Genomic DNA, 23,462 nt, shown 5'->3' with positions numbered 1-23,462 from the left:
CTCAAACCTCGCTTTCGACACTCAATGAGTGAGGTAAACGGCGGTCCAGCAGGCTCACCCAGCGGACCAAGACCGGCGCATCACTGTGGCTCACCTCGCTCAACAGCCGACGGAAGGCCTCTTTGGCCGCCTGATCGTTGGGCGCAATACGGGTTAGCCAAAGCTCCAGGGCCGCCAGCTCCTGATGGCGATTACCATGTTCCCGTGACTGGACGATCGCCATCTCGGCCAATGCCCTCACTTCACTGGCGGGGTGCCCCAGCAAATCACGCACTCTCGCCAATTGAGTCGCCAGCTCGGGTAAAAAGAGCGTGGTGCGCTCGCGGGCTATGACCAGACACTGATCCAGATACTCCTCGGCAGCCTTTAGTTCGCCCAGTTCGATACAGGCGTCCGAGTACCATAGGACAGGGCGCTGGAAGCGGTCTCGCCCGTTTAACTCGGCCATTTGATCCAGGCTGTCTCTCAACTGCACCAGCCCTGCGTGATCCCCTGCCATGGCCTTCTGCCAACCCAGCACGCCCTGGGCAGAAATTTGCCAAAGCTGTAGATCCGGGGTGCCGGTCATGGCGGCAGCACGCTCGGCGTGACGTGCCGCGAGATGCACGTGTCCCAACTGACGATACAGGGCAGCGGCAAACATCAGCGCCATGGCCAGCGTGCCCGGATGACCGATTTTCTCGGCCAGCCGAATGGCCGACGACACGTGGCGCTCGGCGCGCTGGTAGTCGCCACGCAAACAGAGCGCCCAGCCCTGGAAACAGGCCGCCGTGACCTGCGGATGATCCGAGAACGGCAGCCATTCGATCATCATTTGTGCATTGAGCGGATCGATCTCATCCAGATGATCGTGAGCCTGCTGAATGCGCCCGGCCCAGTACTCACAGTGCGCTCGCGCGTAGTCAGCCAAGCGACGATAGCGAGGATCCTCCAGGCGCTCGGCAATGTCCGCCAGCGTCGACGCGAGGGCAAAAGCATCCGCGTGGGCGTACCGCTGGCTGCGGCCGACCCATAGCCCCCACTTCACGAGGAAAATTTGCTCCAAATCTTCCGGGTCGTCCAGGGTGTCACCTCCGGACTGACGCAAAAGCTCCCGCGCGCGCACGAAGCTCTCGTGAGCGGTGGGCGAACCGTGACCTTCCAGCGCAAAAGCCGCTTGGCCTCGCACAGTCAGCAAGCTGACTTCGCGCTCTACCTCATGTTCGACATGGCGCAGGCTCGCCAAACCGAAGTCGGCCATTCGCAGCGCTGTACGGTTGGCACTCACTTTCAGAGCCTCACGGGCAGACAGCTCGAAATAGCGCGCCCCCCGGGCGTAATGACCGCTGCGGCGTAGGTGCGTCGCGAAATCGCCAGGATGGCGGCTGATCCACACCGGGAAACGCTCTTCGATCAAGGTGACGACCTGCTGGTGCAACTTCACCCGCACGTCTCGTGGACAGGAGAGGTACGCCGCTTCTTGCAGAAGCTGATGGCTGAACTGGTATTCATGCTCACCACTCTCTTTGTCCACTGGCTCGATGATCTCCAAAAGGCGCATATGCTCCACCGCCTGGGAGAGCCGCGTCTTGTCCCATCCGCTACACTCGGCCAAGAAATCCAGACGGAAGCGCTTGCCCAGCACGGCAGCGATATGGGCGATCTCGCGATCCCCTTCCAACTGATCGATACGGCTGGCCAGTAGACCCAGCAACCCTTTCGGCAACTCATCGAACTGAACGCTGCGCCCTTCGCGGCGATCCATGTCTAGACGGCGACAAATCTCCTGCATATAGAGCGGCACACCGTCGCATCGCTCGATGATTTGGTTGCGCAAACGGGGGCTCAAATGCATTCGATACCGACGGGAGAGTTGCGACAGCAGTCGCGACGACTGCAGCGCATCGAGTTTACCCAAGGTAATTTGCTGATCCCAATGCAGCTTCACCGGCAGCGATTCACGACCATGATGGCTCGCGACCAGCATGAATGCAGTATTGATGGGCAGACGCGCTTGTAACCCGGCAAGGACTTTGAAGGAGGGCTCGTCCAGCCACTGCAAATCATCGACCATCAAGACGAGGGTTTGGGTGCCTGCGCGCTGGTCGATCAGACGGTGCAGCAGTTTCACGACCAGCTCTACCGCTTCTCCGTTTTGTGTGAGCTGGGTGATTTCCTGAACGTCTCTCACGCCCAGCGCCTCTTCTAACAGCTGCTGTCGCGCATCGTCCAATGGCGTTTCGCCCAGCGATGACTGCAACTGATGCAGCGCTGCCAGCGTCGGCGTCGTATCGAGATGCCAAGCCAAGAGCGTGCGCGCAACGCCATACGGCTCTAACACCGACAGACGTGTGGTGGGCTGCCAGCAGATGGCGGCATCGCGACTCAGTTCGAGCTGACGAAACCCCACCATCAACGCCGATTTCCCCATCCCAGACGCCCCGCGTACCAAAACGCTTTGGCGTAAACCAATGCCGGCCCTTGCCAGGGCATCCCGCAGGGTACGCAGCGACGTTTCGCGGCCGACCAGACTCGGCGGCAGCGCGTCACGGCCACCCTCGTTCTGACCCAACACCAGTGCGCGCAAGCGAACGCGACCGTCGCTGGCCACTAGCCGCGAGACCAAGCGCGGCTGCAGATCCAGAGCGGGGGGCATGTGCTGGCTGGCTTCTTGCGAAATCACCAGTTCACTGCCTTCGGCAGCGCTCATTAATTCAAGCGATACCTGGGTGACTTGGCCCAGCGGGTCTGCCAACTGGCGCTCGGGCAGATAAACCACGCGGCCACTGTTGAGACCCGCCGCCAGTTCAAAGGAGGGAGCCTCGCCGTCGCCGCTCCAGTGGCGCAGGGTTTCCTGGGGGAGCGCTTGGCGACAATGTTCGTAAAGCGCGACCAGCTCGGCGAGCTGGTGTGCTGGGCCATGCGTACCAAAGCATGCCAAGCCCAAGCCGCCGGTCGCCCCTGGAAGCCAGAAACCGCCCAAATGGTGGCATTGCTGTTCCAGCCAGCGCATCAGCTCTAGTTGAAGCGCAAGACAGTTGCGGGTAGCGGCGCGATCTTGCCAATCCCCCTTCAAACGCAAACGAATCGCCATGACCGATAGCTGGCGCAGCTCGATTTCATCTTCACGCAGCGGCTTGCTATCGGCGGCCAACGCGCGAGAAAAGGCCCCTTGAGGTGACATGGCGCGCGGGTCGTGGTGGCCGTCTGACCAGTAGCTCGCCAGCTGCAAAAAGCTGGGTTCCGGCTGCTGACCCGACAGCGCCAACAGCTGTAAATAGCTGTTGTACTGTTCGTGAGCGGCGGCCATTTGGTTCTTTTCTGCCAGTTGACGCACCAGCCGCTCATGGAAAGGCCCGTACCCTGAAAAGCGACTGACCAGCCCTTCCAGCATGCCGTCCGGCGTTTCGTCATGGGTCTCCAGCACCTGCTCGGCAAAGCGGATCACCCGTTGGCGCCACTCGTTGCGCACCTGAACGAGCCAGCGTTGGAATTCACTGCAGCTGGCGAGTTGAAGCTCTTCGATGAGATCGCCTTGGTAGCAGGCCATGACGTCTTCGAGAGTGTCTAGATCCTTAGGGCCTTCCAGTAGCTGCTGCAGATCGTGTAGATCGACCTGCCAGTGGGCCGGCAAGTGAAACGCAATCGTCTGACGAGAGACATTCAGCACTTGGTCGGCGTTGTCACCCAAGGACTGGCGCAGGCAGTGCAAGGCGTGGCGCAAGTTGGTGCGCCCCGACGATAGCCCCTGATCTGGCCAAAGCAACTCCGCCAGCGCTGCCCGATTGACCGGCTGGCGATGCAACAGCAGATACACCAACAGGGCTTTCACTTTGTCGTAACTGAAATGAGTGAGTACGTCCTCCCCCTGCGTTAAGGAGAAGTGACCAAACAAGGTCAGTTGATCTGTCTGTTGAGCATCGCGCATGGAATACATCCTGCCTGGCTAGCGGCGGCTTAGGCGGGCACGCCGCTATGAAAACGAAACGCCGTATCGGGAGTCGTGATCAACTCCGCTTCACGTGCAACGAAGAAGGCAATGCGATCGTCGATCGGCTCATCGGTCTGTTGGCGGGCCAACAGCAGATAATCTTCGAAATGGCGTCCCTCTGACTTCACCAGCGTGCGGTAAAACTTTGCCAACTCTTCGTCTAGGTAAGGAATGAGCCGAGCAAAGCGCTCACAACTTCGCGCTTCGATCAAAGCACCGATGATCAGCACATCGATCAAACGCTCGGGGTCGTTGCTGCGTAAGTGTTGGCGCAGCCCTTCGGCATAGCGCGATGCCGTCAGGTGATGGTACGCCACTCCGCGCTTCTCCATGAGGCCGACGACCTGCTCAAAGTGGAGCAGCTCTTCACGAGCAAGCTGTGACATTTTACTGAGCAACAGCGGCTGATCTACGTAGCGATATAACAAGCTCATGGCCGTGGACGCCGCTTTTTTCTCGCACTGGGCATGATCGATCAGCAGTGTTTCAGGATTGGCAAGCGCCCATTGAAGCCAGGTATCCGGCGTGGGGCAGGCAAGAAATTGATGAAGACTTTCAGGCAGCAGATCGTCCGCTTGAAGGGAGTGCTCTGCCGTTTTGAGTTCGACTAATTGTATAGACATAATACCGCTACCGAGCGTTTATCACACTATTGTACAATATATAAACGCCGTTGGCGTTTGTTCCCTAATAACCGAAGGCCGCTTATTAAATGACGGCTCAATTCTCATATAGCATATCGCTAATATATAAGCCCGATTTATTTGGTGCTCCACACACCCCATAAACCGCGTAATGACGCGCGATCCATCGTTATAAATCAGTGGCTATGGTAACGCGGCATCACAATAATCACACCCGCCCTTACCGTAAAACACCCCGATTGGTAAAAAACTTTCAGATATAAAGCACATTAACGAAAAAAACGGCTTGGAAGGAGCCGAATATCAGCGCCTCAACATAAAGTACAAGCAAGCACTTAGCTTGGCTTCTTAACATTGTCGACAGTTTCCCGTAGAATCTCGCTCATCCACCAGACGCTGTTTGTCAAGCGTATGTCACGTGTCCGAACGCCTCACCCACCGTGCTAGCAGTCGTTCGGCACCACTGAGTCATCACTACCAAGAAGATGAGAGGGCCCCAACGTGCTTGAAGCTTACCGCCAACATGTCGAGGAACGCGCCGCAGAGGGCGTCCCACCCAAGCCCCTGACTGCCGAGCAAGTCGCGGCCTTGATCGAATTGCTCAAAGCGCCCCCGGCCGGTGAAGAGGAGTTCATCCTCGACTTGATCACCAACCGCGTGCCCCCCGGTGTCGACGAAGCGGCTTACGTCAAAGCCGGCTTTTTGACCGCGATTGCCAAAGGGGAAGCAACCTCTCCTCTGATCGACAAAATTCACGCCGTCAAGCTGCTCGGCACCATGCAGGGCGGTTACAACATCGTCTCTATGGTGGAGCTGTTGGATAACGAAGAACTGGCCCGCGAAGCCGGTGAACAGCTCAAGCACACTCTGCTGATGTTCGATGCTTTCCACGATGTGGAAGAGCGCGCCAAACAAGGCAATGCCGTCGCCAAAGACGTGATCCAATCCTGGGCCGATGCCGAGTGGTTCCTCTCCAAGCCGGCGCTGGAAGAGAAAATCACCCTCACCGTATTCAAGGTACCCGGTGAAACCAACACCGACGATCTCTCCCCCGCCCCGGACGCTTGGTCACGCCCCGATATCCCGCTGCATGCCAACGCCATGCTCAAAAACGAGCGCGAAGGCATCGAGCCTGAAGTACCGGGTACCACGGGCCCGCTCAAGCAGATCGAAGACGTCAAAGCCAAAGGCTTTCCAGTGGCCTATGTCGGCGACGTCGTCGGCACCGGCTCTTCGCGTAAATCCGCCACCAACTCCGTACTGTGGTTCTTCGGTGACGACATTCCTTATGTCCCGAACAAGCGTGCTGGCGGTTTCTGCTTTGGCGGCAAAATCGCACCGATCTTTTTCAACACCATGGAAGACTCCGGTGCACTGCCCGTAGAAATGGACGTTTCCAAACTGGAAATGGGCGACGTCATCGACGTTTACCCCTATGAAGGCAAAGTGTGCAAACACGGCACCGATGACGTGCTGACCACCTTCGAACTGAAAACTCAGCTCATTCTTGATGAGGTGCGTGCTGGTGGCCGCATTCCGTTGATCATTGGCCGAGGCCTGACCGGCAAAGCGCGTGAGTCGTTGGGCTTAGCGCCCTCTGATGTCTTCCGCCTGCCAGATCAGCCGGCCGATACCGGCAAAGGCTTTACGCTAGCGCAGAAGATGGTGGGTAAGGCTTGCGGCATGGACGGCGTTCGTCCCGGCATGTACTGCGAACCGAAGATGACCACCGTAGGCTCTCAGGATACCACGGGGCCGATGACCCGTGACGAGCTGAAAGACCTGGCATGTCTTGGTTTCCAAGCCGATCTGGTCATGCAGTCGTTCTGCCACACGGCGGCATATCCGAAGCCGGTGGACGTGGACACTCACCACACCCTGCCGGACTTCATCATGAACCGTGGTGGCGTCTCGCTGCGCCCCGGCGACGGCATCATCCACAGCTGGCTGAACCGCATGCTGCTGCCGGACACCGTGGGCACCGGCGGTGACTCCCACACCCGGTTCCCCCTGGGCATTTCGTTCCCCGCCGGTTCTGGCCTGGTGGCCTTCGCCGCTGCTACGGGCGTCATGCCGCTGGACATGCCAGAGTCCGTGCTGGTGCGCTTCAAAGGCAAGCGCCAGCCGGGCGTCACGCTGCGCGACTTGGTTCATGCCATTCCGCTGTACGCCATCAAGCAGGGCCTGCTGACCGTCGAGAAATCCGGCAAGAAAAACGCCTTCTCCGGTCGCGTGCTGGAGATCGAAGGCCTGGAAGATCTCACCGTCGAGCAGGCATTCGAGCTTTCCGACGCCTCCGCTGAGCGCAGCGCCGCTGGCTGTACCATCACGCTGTCCGAAGAGAGCGTGACCGAGTACCTGAAATCCAACATCACACTGCTGAAGTGGATGATTGCCAACGGTTACGGCGATGAGCGTACTATCAGCCGCCGTATCGAAGGCATGGAAGCATGGCTGGCGAACCCGAGCCTGATGCGTGCCGACAAAGACGCCGAATACGCCGAAGTCATCGAGATCGATCTCTCTGACATCAAAGAGCCGGTTCTTTGCGCCCCGAACGACCCGGACGACGCCCGCTTACTGTCTGACGTTGCCGGTGAAAAAATCGACGAGGTGTTTATCGGTTCGTGCATGACCAACATCGGTCACTTCCGCGCGGCAGGTAAATTGCTCGAGAAACAGCCTGCGGGCAGTCTGAAAACCCGTCTGTGGCTCGCGCCGCCGACCAAAATGGATCAGCACCAGCTGACCGAAGAGGGTTACTACGGCATCTACGGCCGTGCAGGCGCTCGCATGGAAATGCCGGGATGTTCACTGTGTATGGGTAACCAGGCACGCGTTGCCGCGAAGAGCACCGTGGTGTCCACGTCTACACGTAACTTCCCGAACCGCCTGGGCGATGGTGCCAATGTCTACCTCGCCTCAGCAGAGCTGGCAGCGGTTGCCGCTGTAGAAGGTCGCCTGCCCACCGTTGATGAGTATCAGCGTTACATGGGCGAGTTTGACGCCATGGCAGGCGAGATCTATCGTTACATGAACTTCCACGAAATCGAGGAGTATCAAAAAATCGCCTCGAACGTGATTCCGGTTGCTCAAGAAGCGTAAATGCTTCGTGGCACCGACCCATCGCCGATGCTCGCAACATCGCAGCCAGGGTAATGCCTCGCTGAGCCGATGACAGAACGCCCCTTCCTTTCAAGGACGGGGCGTTTTTTATGCCGCTATGAACATAGTGCCGTCAACACAGGAGTCAACGATGACAACGACAACTCAAGTGGTTACGCCCGATCTGTGCGACGCTTACCCCGATGTCGAGGTGCTCGAGCCTCTCTTTGCAAACTTCGGCGGTGTCGACAGCTTTTATGGTCCCATTCGTACGGTAAAGTGCTTCGAAGACAACTCCCTAGTGAAGCAGGCCGTGGCGGAGCCCGGTGAAGGCGCCGTGCTGGTAGTGGATGCTGGTGGGTCGCATCGCTGCGCCATGCTCGGCGACATGCTAGCGGAGCAGGCCGCACAAAACGGCTGGGCCGGGGTCGTCATGTATGGCTGTGTCCGAGATGTCGATATCCTGGCCACCCTTCCACTAGGTGTCCAGGCACTGGGCAGCCACCCACGTAAAAGTGATAAACGCGGCGAGGGCCAGCGAGACGTTGCGGTCACGTTCGCGGGTGTCACGCTGCGCGTTGGTCAATGGCTCTATGCCGACAACAACGGCATTCTCATAGCCGAGCAGCCGTTAAAGCTCTCTTGAACCCACTTGCCAGGGGTGGCAGAGAGTGCCACCCTGAGGCTTCACTCTGACACTTTTGTGACCATGCAGCCGCTCACCTCATTAGGCCATGCCCTCCTTCGCACCCTGCGAGACCATCTCCGTCCACTGATTGCTTATCACCTGCTATTTACCCTGCTGGCCTCTGCCTTATTGGTTCCAGCCGTTGCTTGGCTGTCCCAGCGCTTGCTGGCGCAGCTCAATCGCACGGTGGTTACGACGGACGCGCTCTTGGCGCTGCTTTTCAGCCCTACAGGGTTACTGGTCATGCTGGTCGGCCTTGGCCTGACGTTTTTACTGATCTACTGGCAGCAGGCGGGCATGCTGCACGTTGCGGTGAGGCCGAAAGACCACCACTACCGACTGGCATTCGAGGCGTTGTGGCTAAGCACTCGACGACTTCCAGCGCTGGCGCTGCTGGTCATCCTGCAAGTGGGCAGCCACCTGCTGCTCATGGCCCCCTTTATGTTGGCGCTGACGTGGCTGTATGAGCTGTGGCTGAGCGGCATCGATCCTTACTATCTTCAGCGCGTCCGCCCACCGGTGCTGTGGTATTTTCTGGCGTGCGCGCTTCCGCTCGTCACGCTGTGGATGCTGCTAGCCGCATGGCTGTACTTACGCTGGCTGTTGGCACTGCCGCTCGTGGCCTTGGAAACCTGCTCGCCTTTACAAGCGCTAAAACGAAGCGTTCGCTTGACCCGCGGCTGGCATCGTTCGATTGGCGGCGCGGTACTTACTCTGTTAGTGATCATCATCAGCCTACCCATCGTCATTACATGGCTGTTCGACAGCCTAGTCACGCCGCTACTGTGGTGGCTCCCCGAGCATAACGCCTTGTTGATACCGGCGATGCTGGCCTACTTGACTGGCTACGTATTAATCACCCTGACCCTAACCTTTCTGGGTATTGCCACTAACGCTCTGCTGTCGGCTTGTCTATACGTACAACTGGCCCATCAAGAACCCCGCCCAGCGCCACCGTCGGCCGATGCACACTCTGGACGCATGGCATGGGCACTGGAGCTCAGTGTCCTGCTTTTGGCAGGTCTGCAAGCATGGTGGATTCTCAACAGCTTCGAGATCCGCGACAGCGTAACCATCATTGCCCATCGCGGCAGCTCCATGGTGGCACCGGAGAATACGCTGGCGGCCGTCTCGCAGGCACTGGAGGATGGAGCCCACGCCGTTGAGCTGGATGTTCGTTTGAGCGCCGATCAACAGGTCATGCTGTATCACGACCGCACGCTTGCTCGGCTCACCGGCGATCCACGGGAATTTGGTGACCTGACGCGTCGAGAGTTGAACGACATCGATGTAGGCAGTTGGTTTGGCGACGCGTTCCAGAACGAGCGCATCGCTGGGCTGGATGACGCCTTGCGCACCGTTCGCGGTCGGGCGTCACTGATGATCGATATGAAAGCGCTACCGGGCCAAGAGCAAGCGCTCGCACACGCAGTCATCGAGACGCTGAATCAGGAGAGTGACATTCGCTATCGCTGCTGGGCGACGCAGCAGAGCGCACTGACCGGCATGGCCGCTTGCGGTTTTCCCAATGCGCTGATGGAGATGCGCATGGCGACCATGTCACCTGACTTGGTACGCTTCATCAAAGCGCAGGCGCCCGAACTACGGGTGACACTGCTGGCGCAGCTAATACTGCCGGGCACGCTGGATCGTCGACAGTTTGACGCGCTGGGGCTGCGTCATAACCGTATTAGCGGACAGGAAGTTCGTTTGGCGGCTCGTTTTGGGTACGAAATTCATGCCTGGACGGTCAATGACCGAGCACGCATGTCGGCGCTGATCGACTTAGGGGTCGATGCCATCATCACCGACTACCCAGATCGGCTGCGTGCTCTCATCGAAGACCGCCGTGCTCTCAGCGACGGCGGCCTCATGTTGGTCAAGCTACGTAACTGGCTACGCCAGTGACAGCGAGTCTTACTCGCCCATGACGACGCCTTCGCGACGAGGGTCGGCACCGCCGTACAGGGTGCCATCTTCCAAACGCTGGATGGCTTGCAAGCCGCTCGTCAACTCACGCTCACTGACGGTATGGCCACGCTCACGCAGTGATTCGATCGTCGATTCGGGAAAACGCCCCTCTTCCAGGTAAACATCCCCCCCTAGGGTAATCGCGTGGGGGAGATTCAACGCCTCTTGGGCGTTCAACCCCCAATCGCGCATGGCCGCCAGCGTGCGCGCCGTGTAGTGAATGATGGCCGCTCCCCCCGGGGAGCCTAGGCTCGCCACTAGGTCACCGCTTTCCTGGTCGAACACCAGAGTCGGGCTCATGCTAGAGCGGGGTCGCTTACCCGGCTCGACGCGGTTGGCCACTGGCTGGCCATCGATCTCTGGGGTAAACGAGAAATCCGTTAGCTCATTGTTGAGCAAGTAACCGCCGGGCAGGTCGGTCCCGCCATCCGCCAGTAGTCGCGATCCAAAGGCCTGTTCGATCGTCGTGGTCATCGCGATGGCATTGCCGTCGGCATCGACGATGCTGATGTGGCTCGTGCCATACTCGGGCTGCTCCGGCTGGCTGGCAAAGCTAACGGTGAGTTCGCCTGGGTTACCAGGCTCGGCGCTTTCTCCCATGCTCTCGTCGCCGATGAGCTGGCTACGTTTGTCCAGGTAATCGGGCGCCAGCATCAGTGACCAGTCGCCGCCGGGTGCATCGACGAAGTCAGGATCGGCGATGTAGCGACCACGGTCAGCAAAGGCCAGTCGAGAGGCTTCCAAGAACTGATGCAACCAACCGCTGCTGGTCACGCCATCCTCCAGCGGCGCTTCGAGCAGCGGCTGCTGGTCCATCATGCCTAGAATCTGCATGACGGTAAGATGACCCGACGAGGGGGGAGGAAAACCACACACCTCCCACTGCTGCCAGGGAGTACACAGCGGCTCACGCTCTAACGACTGATAACCGCTGATATCCTCCAGTGTGATGGTACCTGGCCGGACGGGGTGTGATTGCACTTGCTCGACCAAATCCTCCGCGACCGCTCCTTCATAAAATGCGGCGCTGCCTTCCTCCGCGATAAGGCGCAAAATGGCAGCCAACGCAGGATTTTTTAGGGAGGAACCCACCTCAAGCGGTTCGCCATCGGCTGTGTAGTAAAATGCCCGGGCACGCTCGTTCTGACGCAAGGCCTCGTCGTTGGCAAGGCTGGTATGCAGTCGCTGACTGACGGCAAACCCCTCCTCTGCCAACGTGATCGCAGGCTCGAAGAGCGCTTCCCAAGGGAGCTGTCCGTGCTCGGCGTGGGCTTGCTCCAACATGCGTACCGTACCGGGCACACCCACTGAGAGACCGCTGGCCACGGCATCCATAAAGGGCAGCGGCTCACCGTTTTCCATGAATAGCTCCCCAGTGGCTGCGGCAGGCGCCGTTTCGCGGCCATCGTAGGCTTGCACCTTCGCTCCGTCGAAGTGCATTAAAAAAGCGCCACCGCCGATACCGCTGGACTGCGGTTCGACCAGCGTCAATACCATTTGTACGGCTACTGCCGCATCGATGGCATTGCCACCCGCTTTGAGCACTTGGTAGCCTGCATCGGTGGCTAGCGGGTTCGCTGCCGCCACGGCAAAGGTGTCAGCCGCCCAACCGGGCTTCTCTTCGAAACCTGATCCCACTTCCGGTGTAATGGAGGGTGTCTCGTAAGTAAACCCCCAGCTCACCATTGGCACCAGCAGTAAACCAGTCAGTGAGAGTGCCCTTGTTGGCCGCATCGCTTTTCTCCTTGAAACCTTCGCGCTGACGTTAACATCCTAGGCGGAATCGCCCGGTCGTCGTTCAAACAACAGCGTAGCCTATAAAACGACTGCGCCCGACACAATGGTCGGGCGCAAAATAGCAAGCACGCTAACCGTATGAACAATGCGTTAGGCGATGGTTTCACCTGCCAGCATGAACCAAGTTTCCAGGACCGCATCAGGGTTGAGCGACACCGAATCGATACCCTGCTCCATCAACCACTTAGCAAGATCCGGGTGGTCGGACGGCCCCTGGCCGCAAATGCCCACGTACTTACCCTTCTCTTTACAGGCTTTGATCGCCATGGCGAGCAGCTTTTTCACTGCGGGATTACGTTCATCGAACAGATGCGCCACGATGCCGGAATCCCGATCTAAGCCCAGGGTTAGCTGGGTAAGATCGTTCGACCCGATCGAGAAACCGTCGAAGTACTCGAGGAACTCATCCGCCAGCAGCGCATTGGCTGGCAGCTCGCACATCATGATGACTTTCAAACCGTCTGGATGTTCGTCCCCGCCACGCGGTAAGCCGTTAGCGGCCAGCAGGTCCACTACTTCGCGTGCCTCGTCGGTGGTGCGAACGAATGGCACCATGATTTCGACGTTCGTGAAGCCCATCTCGTCACGCACGCGCTTCAACGCGCGACACTCGAGCTCGAAGCAAGGGCGAAATGCGTCCGAAATATAGCGGGAAGCACCACGGAAGCCCAGCATCGGGTTCTCTTCGCCCGGCTCATAGAGTTTGCCGCCAATCAGGTTTTCATACTCGTTGGATTTGAAATCCGACAGGCGGACGATCACTCGTTGCGGGTAGAACGCTGCTGCCAGCGTGGAGATCCCTTCGACCAGCTTATCGACGTAGAAGCTCACCGGGTCGGCATAGCCAGCGGTACGCAGGTCGATCACCTGTTGAAGATCGGCAGGCAGCGTATCGTATTCCAGCAGCGCTTTCGGGTGCACACCGATCATGCGGTTGATGATAAACTCCAGTCGCGCGAGGCCAACCCCAGCATGGGGTAAGCTTGCAAAGCCGAACGCACGATCTGGGTTACCCACGTTCATCATGATTTTAAAGGGGATTTCCGGCATCGAATCGACGCTGGACACGTTGCAGTCAAAGGCCAATAGCCCTTCATACACGTGACCAGTGTCGCCTTCTGCACAGGACACCGTTACGTCGGTACCTTCCTGAAGCTGCGTTGTGGCATCGCCACAGCCCACCACCGCCGGAATACCCAGCTCACGGGCAATGATGGCCGCGTGGCAGGTGCGGCCACCACGGTTCGTCACGATGGCCGAAGCGCGCTTCATGATCGGCTCCCAGTCGGGGTCCGTCATATCGGTGACCAGGATGTCGCCTTCCTGAATGTTGTCCATCTCATCGGGACTCAAGACGATCTTGACCGCCCCGCGTCCAATACGCTGACCGATGGCGCGACCGGTAATCAGGGTGCGGCCCTTTTCGCGTAGCTGGAAGCGTTCGAGCTTCCCGCCCTCCTGCTGAGACACCACGGTTTCCGGACGCGCCTGTACGATGTAGAGCTTGCCATCGTCGCCATCCAGCGCCCACTCGATGTCCATCGGGCGCTGGTAGTGTTGCTCGATGGTCACCGCCTGACGGGCGAGGTCCATCACCTGCTCATCGTTGATACAGAAGCGACCGCGATCTTTGAAAGGTACATCGACGGTGTCGACGGACTTACCGGCGCTAGCATCTTGCCCATAAACCATCTTGATCAGCTTGGACCCCAGCGTGCGGCGCAGCACCGCCGGGCGACCTGCGGCCAAAGTGGGCTTGTGCACATAGAACTCGTCGGGATTGACAGCCCCCTGTACCACGGTTTCACCCAACCCCCATGAGGCCGTGACGAAGACGGCATCGCGGTAGCCTGACTCCGTATCGAGGGTAAACATTACGCCGGAAGCACCGGTTTCAGAGCGCACCATCTTCTGGACGCCTGCTGATAGCGCCACGTTTTCGTGAGCGTAGCCACGGTGAACGCGGTAGGAAATGGCGCGATCGTTGAACAGCGAAGCAAACACTTCATGCACGGCGTGTTTGATATTGGCAAACCCTTCGATGTTCAAGAAGGTCTCTTGCTGCCCTGCAAAAGAGGCGTCCGGCAGATCTTCTGCAGTGGCAGAGCTGCGAACGGCGACTTTCAGACTGGGGTGCTGAGCCTGGAGCTTTTCGTAAGCATCGCGCAGCGCGGCCTCGAAAGCGGGAGGCAGTGGCGTATCGATGATCCACTGACGAATCGTCTTACCGGCTTCGGCCAGGGCTTTGACATCGTCAACGTCCAAGCGAGCGAGCGTGTCATTAATGCGGTCGTTCAGCCCCTCATGGGAGAGAAACTCGCGATACGCGTGGGCAGTGGTCGCGAAGCCGCCGGGCACTGTCACGCCAACCCCCGACAGATTGGAAATCATCTCGCCCAGCGAGGCGTTTTTACCACCCACGCGTTCGACGTCTGCCATACCTAGCTGATCGAACCACAGAATGTACTCTTCCACGCAACCCCCTCGCTTTCAGACTTTGTTGCAACCCCATAGGGCGACACTGTTAGACGCTGTCACCCTAGCACCACGCGTTCCTATTCGCCATTGGTCTAACAGCGAAGGGAGTGGAGGATTTTTACAACAACTCACTGATATAGCCGTTTTATGTAGTGACGGTGAAGCGTTGTGCTGACGGCAGACGCAGCCCACAATAGACGCATCATGCACCCTTAGCTGGCGGAACAGTCTATGAAGCGAACGGCCTTTTTCATTTCCGATGGTACCGGCATCACTGCAGAGAGTTTGGGACGCAGCCTGCTGGCCCAATTCAGCGATGTCGAGATCAACATGCTGACCAAACCCTATATCGATACGGTGGAGAAAGCCCAAGCGCTGGCCGAGATCATCGAGTCCACCGCTATCCGCGACGGTCACCGCCCCATCATCATCGATACCATAGTGGATCAAAACATCCGGAACGTCATTCGTCAGGCATCAGGATTCAAAGTGGATATTTTTTCGACGTTCCTGGAGCCGCTCGAACAGGAGCTGGAAACCCACTCCTCCTACAGCGTCGGTCGCACTCACTCCATCGGGAGTGACGATGTCTACATGGATCGCATCCATTCGGTCCACTTTGCACTGGATAACGACGATGGTGCACGCACGCACCAATACGACAAAGCCGACATCATTCTGGTAGGCGTTTCTCGCTGCGGAAAAACCCCCACGTCGTTGTATCTCGCGCTGCAATTCGGTATTCGTGCAGCCAACTACCCGCTGACCGAGGACGATCTGGACGAAGACGGCCACCTTAAGCTGCCCAAGGCATTGGCAGCCCATCGACACAAGCTGTTTGGTTTGACCATCGATGCCCGTCGGCTATCGGCCATTCGCAATGAGCGCAGACCCAACAGCCGCTATAGCTCGATGGATCAATGCTTGCAGGAGGTAGAGCAGGCGGAATCGCTGTATCGAACGATGCACATTCCTTACATCGATACGACGCGGTTTTCCGTGGAGGAGATTTCGACCCGCATGATCGCGGAGACGGGCCTAGCGAGGCGCTTCTCTCCCCGCTAGGCAACGCTTTGTATTACATGCCCTTAGGCGCAAAAATCCCTGGGGCGTTACGCCAATAGCCTTTGTAATCCATACCAAAACCGAAAACGTAACGGTCGGCCACTTCCAGACTGCAGTAGTCGGCCTTCAGACCCGGCACTGCTTTACGGTCGTGCTGCTTGTCGACCAGTAAGGCGGTCGTGACACTGGCGGCCTGCGCTTCTTTGCAGTATTCGAGGATGGCGGCCAGCGTCGCCCCTTCGTCCAGAATGTCATCGACGATGACCACATGACGTCCCGCCATGGGCACTTCAGGCGAGACGCGCCAGAAAAGCTCACCACCGCGCAGTTCGTTCCGATACCGCGTGGCGTGCAGGTAATCCACCTCTAGCGGGAACCCCAGACGTGTCAACAAGTGCCCCGTCGTGATGAGCCCACCGTTCATAACGCAATAAAACACCGGCAGCTTGTCGCCCAAGTCACGCGTGATCTCCTCTGCCATGCGATCCAGCGCCCGCTCTACCTGTTCTTGCGAAATCAGGCAGTCGGCGTTATCCATCAACTCACGCATGGAATCCAGCGATTCAAGCGCTTCTGTATCCAACTTGGACATGCTACTTCTCCACAAAGCCTTCAAAAAGATAACGGTATAAAAATCAGTGTGCCAACGCGTCGAGTTTGGCATGGGTGCGCCGCCAGCGACCAAGCGCAGCCAAAGCATCGAGCTCTGGCCTTGCGCGGCCGTAACGTAATTTGGCAGGACGTTTGTTCAACACCCCGTCACAGGCGTGAACGACTTCAAGAGCCGCCGCACGATCATTACATATCAGCAGCATGTCACAGCCAGCCGCCAGGGCTGCCTTGGCGCGCTCCGCGGGGCCACCGGCTTCGTGCGCACCGGCCATGCTCAAATCATCCGAAAAAATACACCCTTTGAACCCGAGCGATTCACGCAGCATGCCCAGCCATGTTGGCGAAAATCCGGCGGGACGTTTGTCAAAAGCCGAATAGATCACATGGGCCGGCATGACGCCATTCAAGACACTCGCCAACTCGCGAAACGGCACGAGGTCGCGGGCTTTCAATTCCGCCAGCGTTCGGTCATCGACGGGTAGCGCCACGTGGGAGTCTGCCGCCACGCCCCCATGGCCGGGAAAGTGCTTACCCACGGCGGCCATGCCGGCATCATGCAAGCCCTCGACAAATGCATGACCAAGTTTGGCCACGTGAAGCGGGTCACTGCTGAAGCTGCGCTCACCAATCACGCTTGACACGCCACTTTCCACGTCCAATACGGGAGCGAAGCTAATATCCAGACCGCAGGCGGCCATTTCCATGCCTAACAGCCAGCCGGTATCTTTGGCGAGGTTCAAACCTGCTACTGGGTCGCTGGCGAACAGCTCCCCAAGACGCGCCATGGCGGGCAACCGGGTAACGCCCTGCTTGATTCGCTGGACACGTCCCCCCTCTTGATCGATCCCCAGTAGCAAATCGCCTCTCACACGCCGAATGCTCTCGCACAGCTTGCGAACTTGATAAGCGTCTTCGACGTTACGGGCAAACAGAATCACACCGCCCACGGCGGGATCTTTTAGCAGGCGCTTTTCCGCGTTGGATAACTGTGGCCCTTCTAGGTCAAGCATGACCGGGCCGATGGGTTGCGTCATGGTGGTGAGTCCAACAAAAAAGGGCGCCATTCTAGACTAACCGCTTAGCGTGTCAAAATTCTGGCAGGACGCCGCATCAATGGGCTTAATGAAGCCAAACCGGCGTACCGGGCTGGGCATGGTCGAATAAGAAGTGTAAATCGTCATTGCGCAGGCGTATGCAACCGTGAGAAGCGGCCTCGCCCATGGGCTGGTCCTCGGGGGTACCGTGCAGATAAATATAGCGCCGCTGGGAATCCACGCTCCCTCCGCGGTTCACACCCCGCTCCAACCCGCACAGCCATAGAATGCGCGTCAAAATCCAGTCGCGCGAGGGGTGCGCGGTCGCAAGCTCTGGCGAAAAGACTTCGCCTGTCCAGCGGCGACCACGAAACACGGCGTTATCCGGACAACCGCGGCCAATCGACGCTCGCACATAGTGCCAGCCAAGCGGTGTTTGACCGCTACCCTCTTCCTGCCCCACGCCTGCCAGCCCCGTCGAAATCGCACACTCATGCTGAATGTCGTTCCCTTGCCACCAGCACAGCCTCTGGCGCTGGGTATCGATCTCTATCCAACCCCCGCGTGTTGGCGGCAGCTCAGCTAGCTTGGGCGTTACCATGGTGACCCTCTTCAACCACAGCGGGTAACGGTGCATTCATGGCTGCCACTACGACAGGACGCAGCCGTCGCACCAAATCACGCACCGTGACCTGCTCTTGATAATCCTTGGCAGCAATATCGCGCAGTGCATCCAGCCCTGACAGCGTGAATATTACCGTTCCTAACATAAAGTGTAGCCGCCAGAAGCGCTCGGCGTCCGGCAGATCCGGCGTCGCTTTGCGCACTAGCTCCGTAAAACGGGTGAACACATCACCATACTGCTGCTGGATGTAACGCCTCAAATGTCCCTGCGCTTGGCTGTAGGCCAACCCTAGCAGTCGCATGAACACTTTTAAGCTATTGCGCTCGGCTGGAACGGCGAGCACCGTAGTCGCCATGGTTTCCAGCAACACTTCTAGGGGAATCGGCTGGCCCTGGTAGTGCGCCTCTAGTTCATCCAGTGCGGTATGAAAGCGCGCCGAGAACGGATCAAGATAGCGGGCGAACACCGCTTGAATCAGCGCCTTTTTGGACCCAAAGTGGTAATTCACGGCGGCCAAATTGACCCGCGCCTTGCTAGTGATATTGCGCAGCGACGTCTCGGCAAAGCCTCGCTCTGCAAATAGCACCTCTGCCGTATCCAAAATACGCGTTACCGTATCCGACCGGGCCATAACGCCCTCCAAAAAACAGGTGTTTTAAACAACGCTGAATACTATGCCATTCGCTTTGCTGGCTCAATCTCTTATCCAATTCGTGCCTAGTCATTGACGGGTTTCATGTTTGTCTAGCTTTCGTGGTCCTCGCCATGTACTGGACAGAGCAACATACTGTATACTTAACCACATACTGATTAAGCCGACATGTAGCTACTGTCTTTTCACTGTTTTGGAGTTTGGTATGTCGCGTCCACTCACAGCACGTCAGCAGCACGTATTTGATTTCATCGTTAAGACCATGGGTGAGCTGGGTTATCCGCCAACGCGCGCCGAAATCGCCAAAGCGCTTGGCTTCCGCTCTCCCAATGCAGCGGAAGAGCACCTGCGCGCGTTAGAGCGCAAGGGGGCCATTCGCATTATTCGTAATACGTCCCGTGGGATCCGCCTGCCTAATCAAGAGCCGCTGGAACCTGCCGATACGCCAGCCCCTGCCACAGCATCGGTCGCCGCTGACCCTCTCCCCAACGGATTGCCCGTGATTGGTGAAGTGGCCGCTGGCAGCCCGATTCTGGCCGCCGAGCACATTGACCGTTACTGCCCGTTGCCTGCCGAGTACTTCACGCCCAAGGCCGATTATTTATTGCGGGTACGCGGCCTCTCCATGAAAGATGTCGGCATTTTGGAAGGCGACTTACTGGCCGTTCACCGTACCGACCGCGTGCGGGATGGTCAGATCGTGGTAGCACGACTAGAAGACGAAGTCACGGTCAAGCGTTTTAAACGCCAGGGGCATCAAGTGACGTTGATTGCCGAGAACGCCGACTTTGCCCCCATCGAGATCGATCTGCGCACGCAGCAACTGGATATCGAAGGCGTCGGCGTTGGGGTAATTCGTGGAGGCAACGGTCAGGCACTGGGCTGATCCTCACCGACGCTCTGCATACACTCGCCTGCGTTACTGGGAGTCGATATAACGGTGGTCATTGAACGTGGCCACCCAGTTCGGATGGTAGACCAGCAGGATGCTGAGCAGCATCCCCGTAATGAAGGCCTCGGAAGGCATCAGCAGCGGTAAAAAGCGGGCATACTCTTGAGCCAGATACACGGCTTCAGGGTCAGTGCCCGCCATGAGGATGAGCGCCACCGCCGACAGTCCACCCCCCAATGTCGACAGCGCCGCACCAAAAAAGCCGCAGGCAAACAGAAAGACCATCAAATTATCCGGCAGCCGGCGATCAACCAGCCGCCACACTACGCCTGTCACCATGGCAGGTACGATGCCGGTGACCAGCACGTTTGCCCCCAGCAGGGCCCAGTCGTTTCGTCCAATCGCCACCATGGCAACGTTGATCATCAGGTTGCTGATAAGCGCTAACGGCATTTTGAATACCAGCGTCATCAGCACCGTAAAGACCAAATGCAGCGTCAGCCAATCCACCGCTTGCGCGCGTAGCTGCCAAAACAGCATGACGATCAGGGTTGCGGCCAGCCAGCGGTGCTGAAGCGCCGGATCATCCAGAAGAGGTTGCCAGGGGCGCAGCCAAACGCACCAGCCCATCACACCCAGTGACAACAACCCACTCATCACGAGCGCCCACGGTGCCAATACGCTTTGTGCAAAGGACATAGCGCCCCCAGAATCGATTAACTAAAGACGACCGTCTTATTGCCGTGGATGAGTACGCGATCTTCCAAGTGCCAACGCAAGCCGCGAGCCAGCACCGCTTTCTCCACGTCGCGACCAAACCGAACGAGGTCGGTAGGCGTATGACAGTGGCTGACCCGATGAATGTCTTGCTCGATGATCGGCCCGGCGTCCAGCTCTTCGGTCACGTAGTGGCATGTCGCACCGATCAGCTTCACGCCCCGCTCATAGGCTTGATGGTAGGGCTTGGCACCGGCAAACGACGGCAGGAAGCTGTGGTGGATGTTGATGACTCGACCTGCATAGCGCTCGCACAGCGAGGGCGGCAGTATTTGCATATAGCGGGCCAGCACGACACAGTCTGCACGGGCCGCGTCGATCCGCTCTTGCACCTGATCGAACGCCAGCTGTTTGTTGGCAGGATCGACCGGCACATGATGGTAGGGAATACCGTACCACTCGGTGAGCGAACGCATATCGTCATGGTTGGAAATCACGCCGACGATATCGCAATCCAACTCCCCTGCCTGCCAGCGGTAGAGCAAGTCGACCAAACAGTGAGACTCTCGGGATACCATCAACACCACGCGGCGGCGTTTCTCGGTATCGACCAGCGACCACTGCATATCGAACTCCGCAGCGACGGGTTCGAACGCGGTACGCAGCGCCTCTGCCGACATGCCGAGTGAGTCCGCCAGAATTTCATAACGCATGAAAAAGCGGCCAGTCTCTAAATCCGAGTGCTGGCTTGCCTCGGTAATGGAACCACCCTGCTGAGCAATAAAGCTTGAGACACGCGCCACAATGCCCACTTGGTCTGGGCAGGAAACAACTAACCGGTAATAATGAGACATCACAAACACTCTTAACGTATTTAACGGCACGCTCGCCAAGCACCTGCCGGGCGGCAGGTAAACTCTGTAGCGACCTTAGTGTAACGTAAGCCGGATGATGAAGCACCGTGGTCAGGTGCCGCGATGATTGTTACCCGCCCCCCGCATCCCGTATAGTTAAGGGATTACTTTCTAGGCTTTTCATAACTGATGCATCCATCACGCGTTCAACTTCGTCCCCGTCGCCGCCCGCCTCTGCGCCTACTGCCGCTAGGTGGCTGTGGCGAAATTGGAATGAACCTTACGCTGTATGGATACGACGATCAGTGGATCGCCGTCGATTGCGGCATGATGATTCGCCAAGACCTGCCGAACTCCCCGCTTCAAGTGCCCAACACGGATACCTTGGAAGCGCTCAAGATCGTACCTAAGGCGCTGTTCATTACGCACGGCCATGAAGACCATATCGGTGCCGTAGCGTGGCTGTGGCCTAAATGGGGCTGCCCGATCTTTGCTACGCCACTGGCGGCGGGACTACTTCGCTACAAGTTTGCCGAACACCAGCTCAGTAGCGCAGCGATTCAGATCATCGAACCAGGGGACGCGGTGGAGAGCGGTCCATTCACACTTCGCTATCTCAGCGTTACCCACTCCATCCCCGAAAGCTGCGCCATCATGATGCAAGCGGGAGATTACCGCATCCTGCACACGGGAGACTGGAAACTCGATCCAACGCCGCTCATCGGTGCGCCGGTCAGTGCGGCACAGTTTCGGGCCTTGGCGCCGGTAGATCTGGTGGTGGGTGACTCTACCAATGCCCCCATGCCGGGACAGTCGGCGAGCGAAGGAGACGTCGCCAAGGCACTGGCCACCACGCTGAAAGCCTGCAAAGGCCGCGTAGTGGTGTCCTGCTTTGCCAGTAATTTGGCGCGGGTGTTGGCCATCGGCTTAGCGGCCCAGGCATGTGGCCGCCGGGTTAGCCTGATGGGCCGCTCGATGGAGCGCATGGTCAGTGTGGCCCGAGGCCTTGGCTACTTGGACGACTTTCCGCCCCTAGTGCCCGCCCACGACCTTGGTTACCTCCCCCCCGAAGAGGTCGTGATCATTGCCACCGGCAGCCAGGGCGAACCTCGCGCCGCTTTACAGCGTTTGGCCCAGCGGCGCCATCCGTTCGTCGACTTGGAGCGAGGCGATAGCGTCATTTTTTCTGCTAAAGCTATTCCGGGCAATGAGCGCCCCATTGAGCAGCTTAAAAAACGTTTGTTGCAACTCGATGTCACGCTCTTCGATGAAACGAATCATCCCGAGCTTCACGCCACCGGCCACCCCGCTCAGGAAGAGCTCAAAAAGCTCTATCAGTGGGTCAGACCCAAAATGCTACTGCCGGTGCACGGCGAGGCTCGCCACCAAGCGGCGCATCAGGCGCTGGCCGAAGAGCTAGGTATTCAAGCACCGCTGGCACCGGTAAATGGTGACATGCTCGTGCTCGACCACCAGGGATTGCGCTGCGAGACGCGCTATCCGCAGCCCCCTTGCATCGTCAACCAAAATAGCGTGGTGCCCCACCCCGGCTTGGATATTGGCCAGCCCTCTTCCCGCCGGGGCAGCCTCTTTCTGGCTCTGCCGGTCGCTGCCACAGAGACCGGCTGGTGCCGGATCGGGCGCTTGATGCTAGATGCCAGCGGCGCCAGCCCCATGGACGAAGATAGCTTTAGCGAGTGGCTGGATGACCAGCTCGACGAGATCCCGGCAGATACGTTGGCCAATTTGCGTCATGCGCTTCAGCCAAGGCTGGTGCACTGGCTAGCGAACCACTTACAGCATATGCCGGACGTGCACCTGCAGATCATGGCCGCCGAAATGCCGACCATCGAAGAGCTGAACGACGAGCCTTGAGTACTACCACCGAGCAGCATCCTGCTGGTCGGTGTCGCGCTCTTTCACCCAGTAAGCTCCCTGTTTAGAGTGCTCTTTCTTCCAAAAGGGTGCCTGCGTTTTCAAATAATCCATGATGAAATCACACGCCTCGAACGCATCACGGCGGTGCGCGCTGGCGACCAGTACCCGCACGATGGGATCCCCAGGGGACAAATCACCCACCCGGTGAATGACCCGCACCGCTTGCAGTGACCAGCGCTGCCAAGCTTGCTCGGCAATCTGTGTCAAGGTGCGCTCGGTCATGCCTGGGTAGTGTTCCAGGGTCAAGCCGGTGACGTCAGGCGTTTCGTTGAAATCTCGCACTAACCCGGTAAAGGTAACGATCGCGCCAATATCAGTACGCTGGCGCAACGCACTTTCATAGCCATAATCCATGGAAAATGGCGCGGGCTGTACCGCTACCGCAATGTCTGGCGCTGTCGGTTCGTGAACGGACACGGC

General features: G+C 58.4%; 17 protein-coding genes. 6 read left to right on the top strand and 11 right to left on the bottom strand.

What is annotated here, in order from left to right:
* Position 1 precedes the first annotated feature (1 nt).
* Positions 2-3,907 carry an AAA family ATPase gene (locus AB6K10_RS11640; RefSeq protein ID WP_339118780.1) on the bottom strand — a complete coding sequence of 1,302 codons (3,906 nt, stop codon included), beginning with the start codon at positions 3,905-3,907 and terminating at the stop codon, positions 2-4.
* A gap of 29 nt (positions 3,908-3,936) precedes the next feature.
* On the bottom strand, positions 3,937-4,593 hold the full coding sequence (locus AB6K10_RS11635) for a tRNA-(ms[2]io[6]A)-hydroxylase (protein WP_159341995.1): 657 nt from the start codon (positions 4,591-4,593) through the stop codon (positions 3,937-3,939).
* A 522-nt stretch (positions 4,594-5,115) separates the two neighbouring features.
* Between AB6K10_RS11635 and acnB the strand changes: the two genes are divergently transcribed.
* From acnB to AB6K10_RS11620, 3 genes are all read left to right on the top strand, one after another.
* On the top strand, positions 5,116-7,719 hold the full coding sequence (gene acnB, locus AB6K10_RS11630; protein ID WP_253018813.1) for a bifunctional aconitate hydratase 2/2-methylisocitrate dehydratase: 2,604 nt from the start codon (positions 5,116-5,118) through the stop codon (positions 7,717-7,719).
* A 151-nt stretch (positions 7,720-7,870) separates the two neighbouring features.
* Positions 7,871-8,365 (top strand): ribonuclease E activity regulator RraA, encoded by a 495-nt coding sequence (gene rraA / locus AB6K10_RS11625; RefSeq protein WP_159341994.1) that lies wholly within the window; start codon positions 7,871-7,873, stop codon positions 8,363-8,365.
* 63 nt (positions 8,366-8,428) lie between these two features.
* Positions 8,429-10,315 (top strand): glycerophosphodiester phosphodiesterase family protein, encoded by a 1,887-nt coding sequence (locus AB6K10_RS11620; RefSeq protein ID WP_339118779.1) that lies wholly within the window; start codon positions 8,429-8,431, stop codon positions 10,313-10,315.
* Between the two features lie 9 nt (positions 10,316-10,324).
* Here the strand turns inward: AB6K10_RS11620 and ggt are convergent, their stop codons facing one another.
* Entirely contained in the window at positions 10,325-12,112 is a 1,788-nt protein-coding gene (gene ggt / locus AB6K10_RS11615; RefSeq protein WP_339118778.1) for a gamma-glutamyltransferase, read from the bottom strand.
* A gap of 153 nt (positions 12,113-12,265) precedes the next feature.
* Positions 12,266-14,650 (bottom strand): phosphoenolpyruvate synthase, encoded by a 2,385-nt coding sequence (ppsA, locus tag AB6K10_RS11610; protein ID WP_159341992.1) that lies wholly within the window; start codon positions 14,648-14,650, stop codon positions 12,266-12,268.
* A 234-nt stretch (positions 14,651-14,884) separates the two neighbouring features.
* On the opposite strand from ppsA, the gene AB6K10_RS11605 reads away from it, so the two are divergent.
* A complete protein-coding gene (locus tag AB6K10_RS11605; protein WP_159341991.1) occupies positions 14,885-15,718 on the top strand; it encodes a pyruvate, water dikinase regulatory protein in 834 nt (277 codons plus the stop codon).
* 13 nt (positions 15,719-15,731) lie between these two features.
* On the opposite strand, the gene AB6K10_RS11600 is transcribed toward AB6K10_RS11605, so the two are convergent.
* From AB6K10_RS11600 to AB6K10_RS11585, 4 genes are all read right to left on the bottom strand, one after another.
* The gene (locus tag AB6K10_RS11600) at positions 15,732-16,310 is read right to left on the bottom strand and encodes a hypoxanthine-guanine phosphoribosyltransferase (RefSeq protein ID WP_339118777.1); all 579 of its coding nucleotides are present in this window, start codon (positions 16,308-16,310) and stop codon (positions 15,732-15,734) included.
* A 43-nt stretch (positions 16,311-16,353) separates the two neighbouring features.
* Positions 16,354-17,364 (bottom strand): beta-N-acetylhexosaminidase, encoded by a 1,011-nt coding sequence (nagZ, locus tag AB6K10_RS11595; protein WP_253018818.1) that lies wholly within the window; start codon positions 17,362-17,364, stop codon positions 16,354-16,356.
* Between the two features lie 85 nt (positions 17,365-17,449).
* Positions 17,450-17,965, bottom strand: coding sequence for a L,D-transpeptidase (locus AB6K10_RS11590; protein WP_339118776.1), 516 nt, complete (start codon positions 17,963-17,965; stop codon positions 17,450-17,452).
* Positions 17,943-18,620: a TetR/AcrR family transcriptional regulator gene (locus AB6K10_RS11585; protein ID WP_339118775.1), complete on the bottom strand. Its 678-nt coding sequence runs from the start codon at positions 18,618-18,620 to the stop codon at positions 17,943-17,945. The genes AB6K10_RS11590 and AB6K10_RS11585 overlap by 23 nt, the downstream gene beginning before the upstream one ends.
* 226 nt (positions 18,621-18,846) lie before the next feature.
* Between AB6K10_RS11585 and lexA the strand changes: the two genes are divergently transcribed.
* On the top strand, positions 18,847-19,527 hold the full coding sequence (lexA, locus tag AB6K10_RS11580) for a transcriptional repressor LexA (protein WP_159341986.1): 681 nt from the start codon (positions 18,847-18,849) through the stop codon (positions 19,525-19,527).
* A 33-nt stretch (positions 19,528-19,560) separates the two neighbouring features.
* Here lexA and AB6K10_RS11575 read toward each other — a convergent pair whose 3' ends face one another.
* A complete protein-coding gene (locus AB6K10_RS11575) occupies positions 19,561-20,232 on the bottom strand; it encodes an energy-coupling factor ABC transporter permease (RefSeq protein ID WP_253018820.1) in 672 nt (223 codons plus the stop codon).
* Positions 20,233-20,249: 17 nt separating this feature from the next.
* On the bottom strand, positions 20,250-21,104 hold the full coding sequence (gene purU / locus AB6K10_RS11570; RefSeq protein ID WP_253018821.1) for a formyltetrahydrofolate deformylase: 855 nt from the start codon (positions 21,102-21,104) through the stop codon (positions 20,250-20,252).
* 273 nt (positions 21,105-21,377) lie between these two features.
* On the opposite strand from purU, the gene AB6K10_RS11565 reads away from it, so the two are divergent.
* On the top strand, positions 21,378-22,979 hold the full coding sequence (locus AB6K10_RS11565) for a ribonuclease J (RefSeq protein ID WP_339119618.1): 1,602 nt from the start codon (positions 21,378-21,380) through the stop codon (positions 22,977-22,979).
* Between the two features lie 3 nt (positions 22,980-22,982).
* Here the strand turns inward: AB6K10_RS11565 and moaE are convergent, their stop codons facing one another.
* Positions 22,983-23,459 carry a molybdopterin synthase catalytic subunit MoaE gene (gene moaE, locus AB6K10_RS11560; protein ID WP_285264266.1) on the bottom strand — a complete coding sequence of 159 codons (477 nt, stop codon included), beginning with the start codon at positions 23,457-23,459 and terminating at the stop codon, positions 22,983-22,985.
* Between the last annotated feature and the right edge of the window lie 3 nt (positions 23,460-23,462).

Source organism: Halomonas sp. BMC6, from assembly GCF_964204995.1.
GTDB lineage: Bacteria > Pseudomonadota > Gammaproteobacteria > Pseudomonadales > Halomonadaceae > Vreelandella.
Note: the sequence above shows the minus strand (reverse complement) of the source record. Positions and strands in the feature narration are given on the sequence as shown.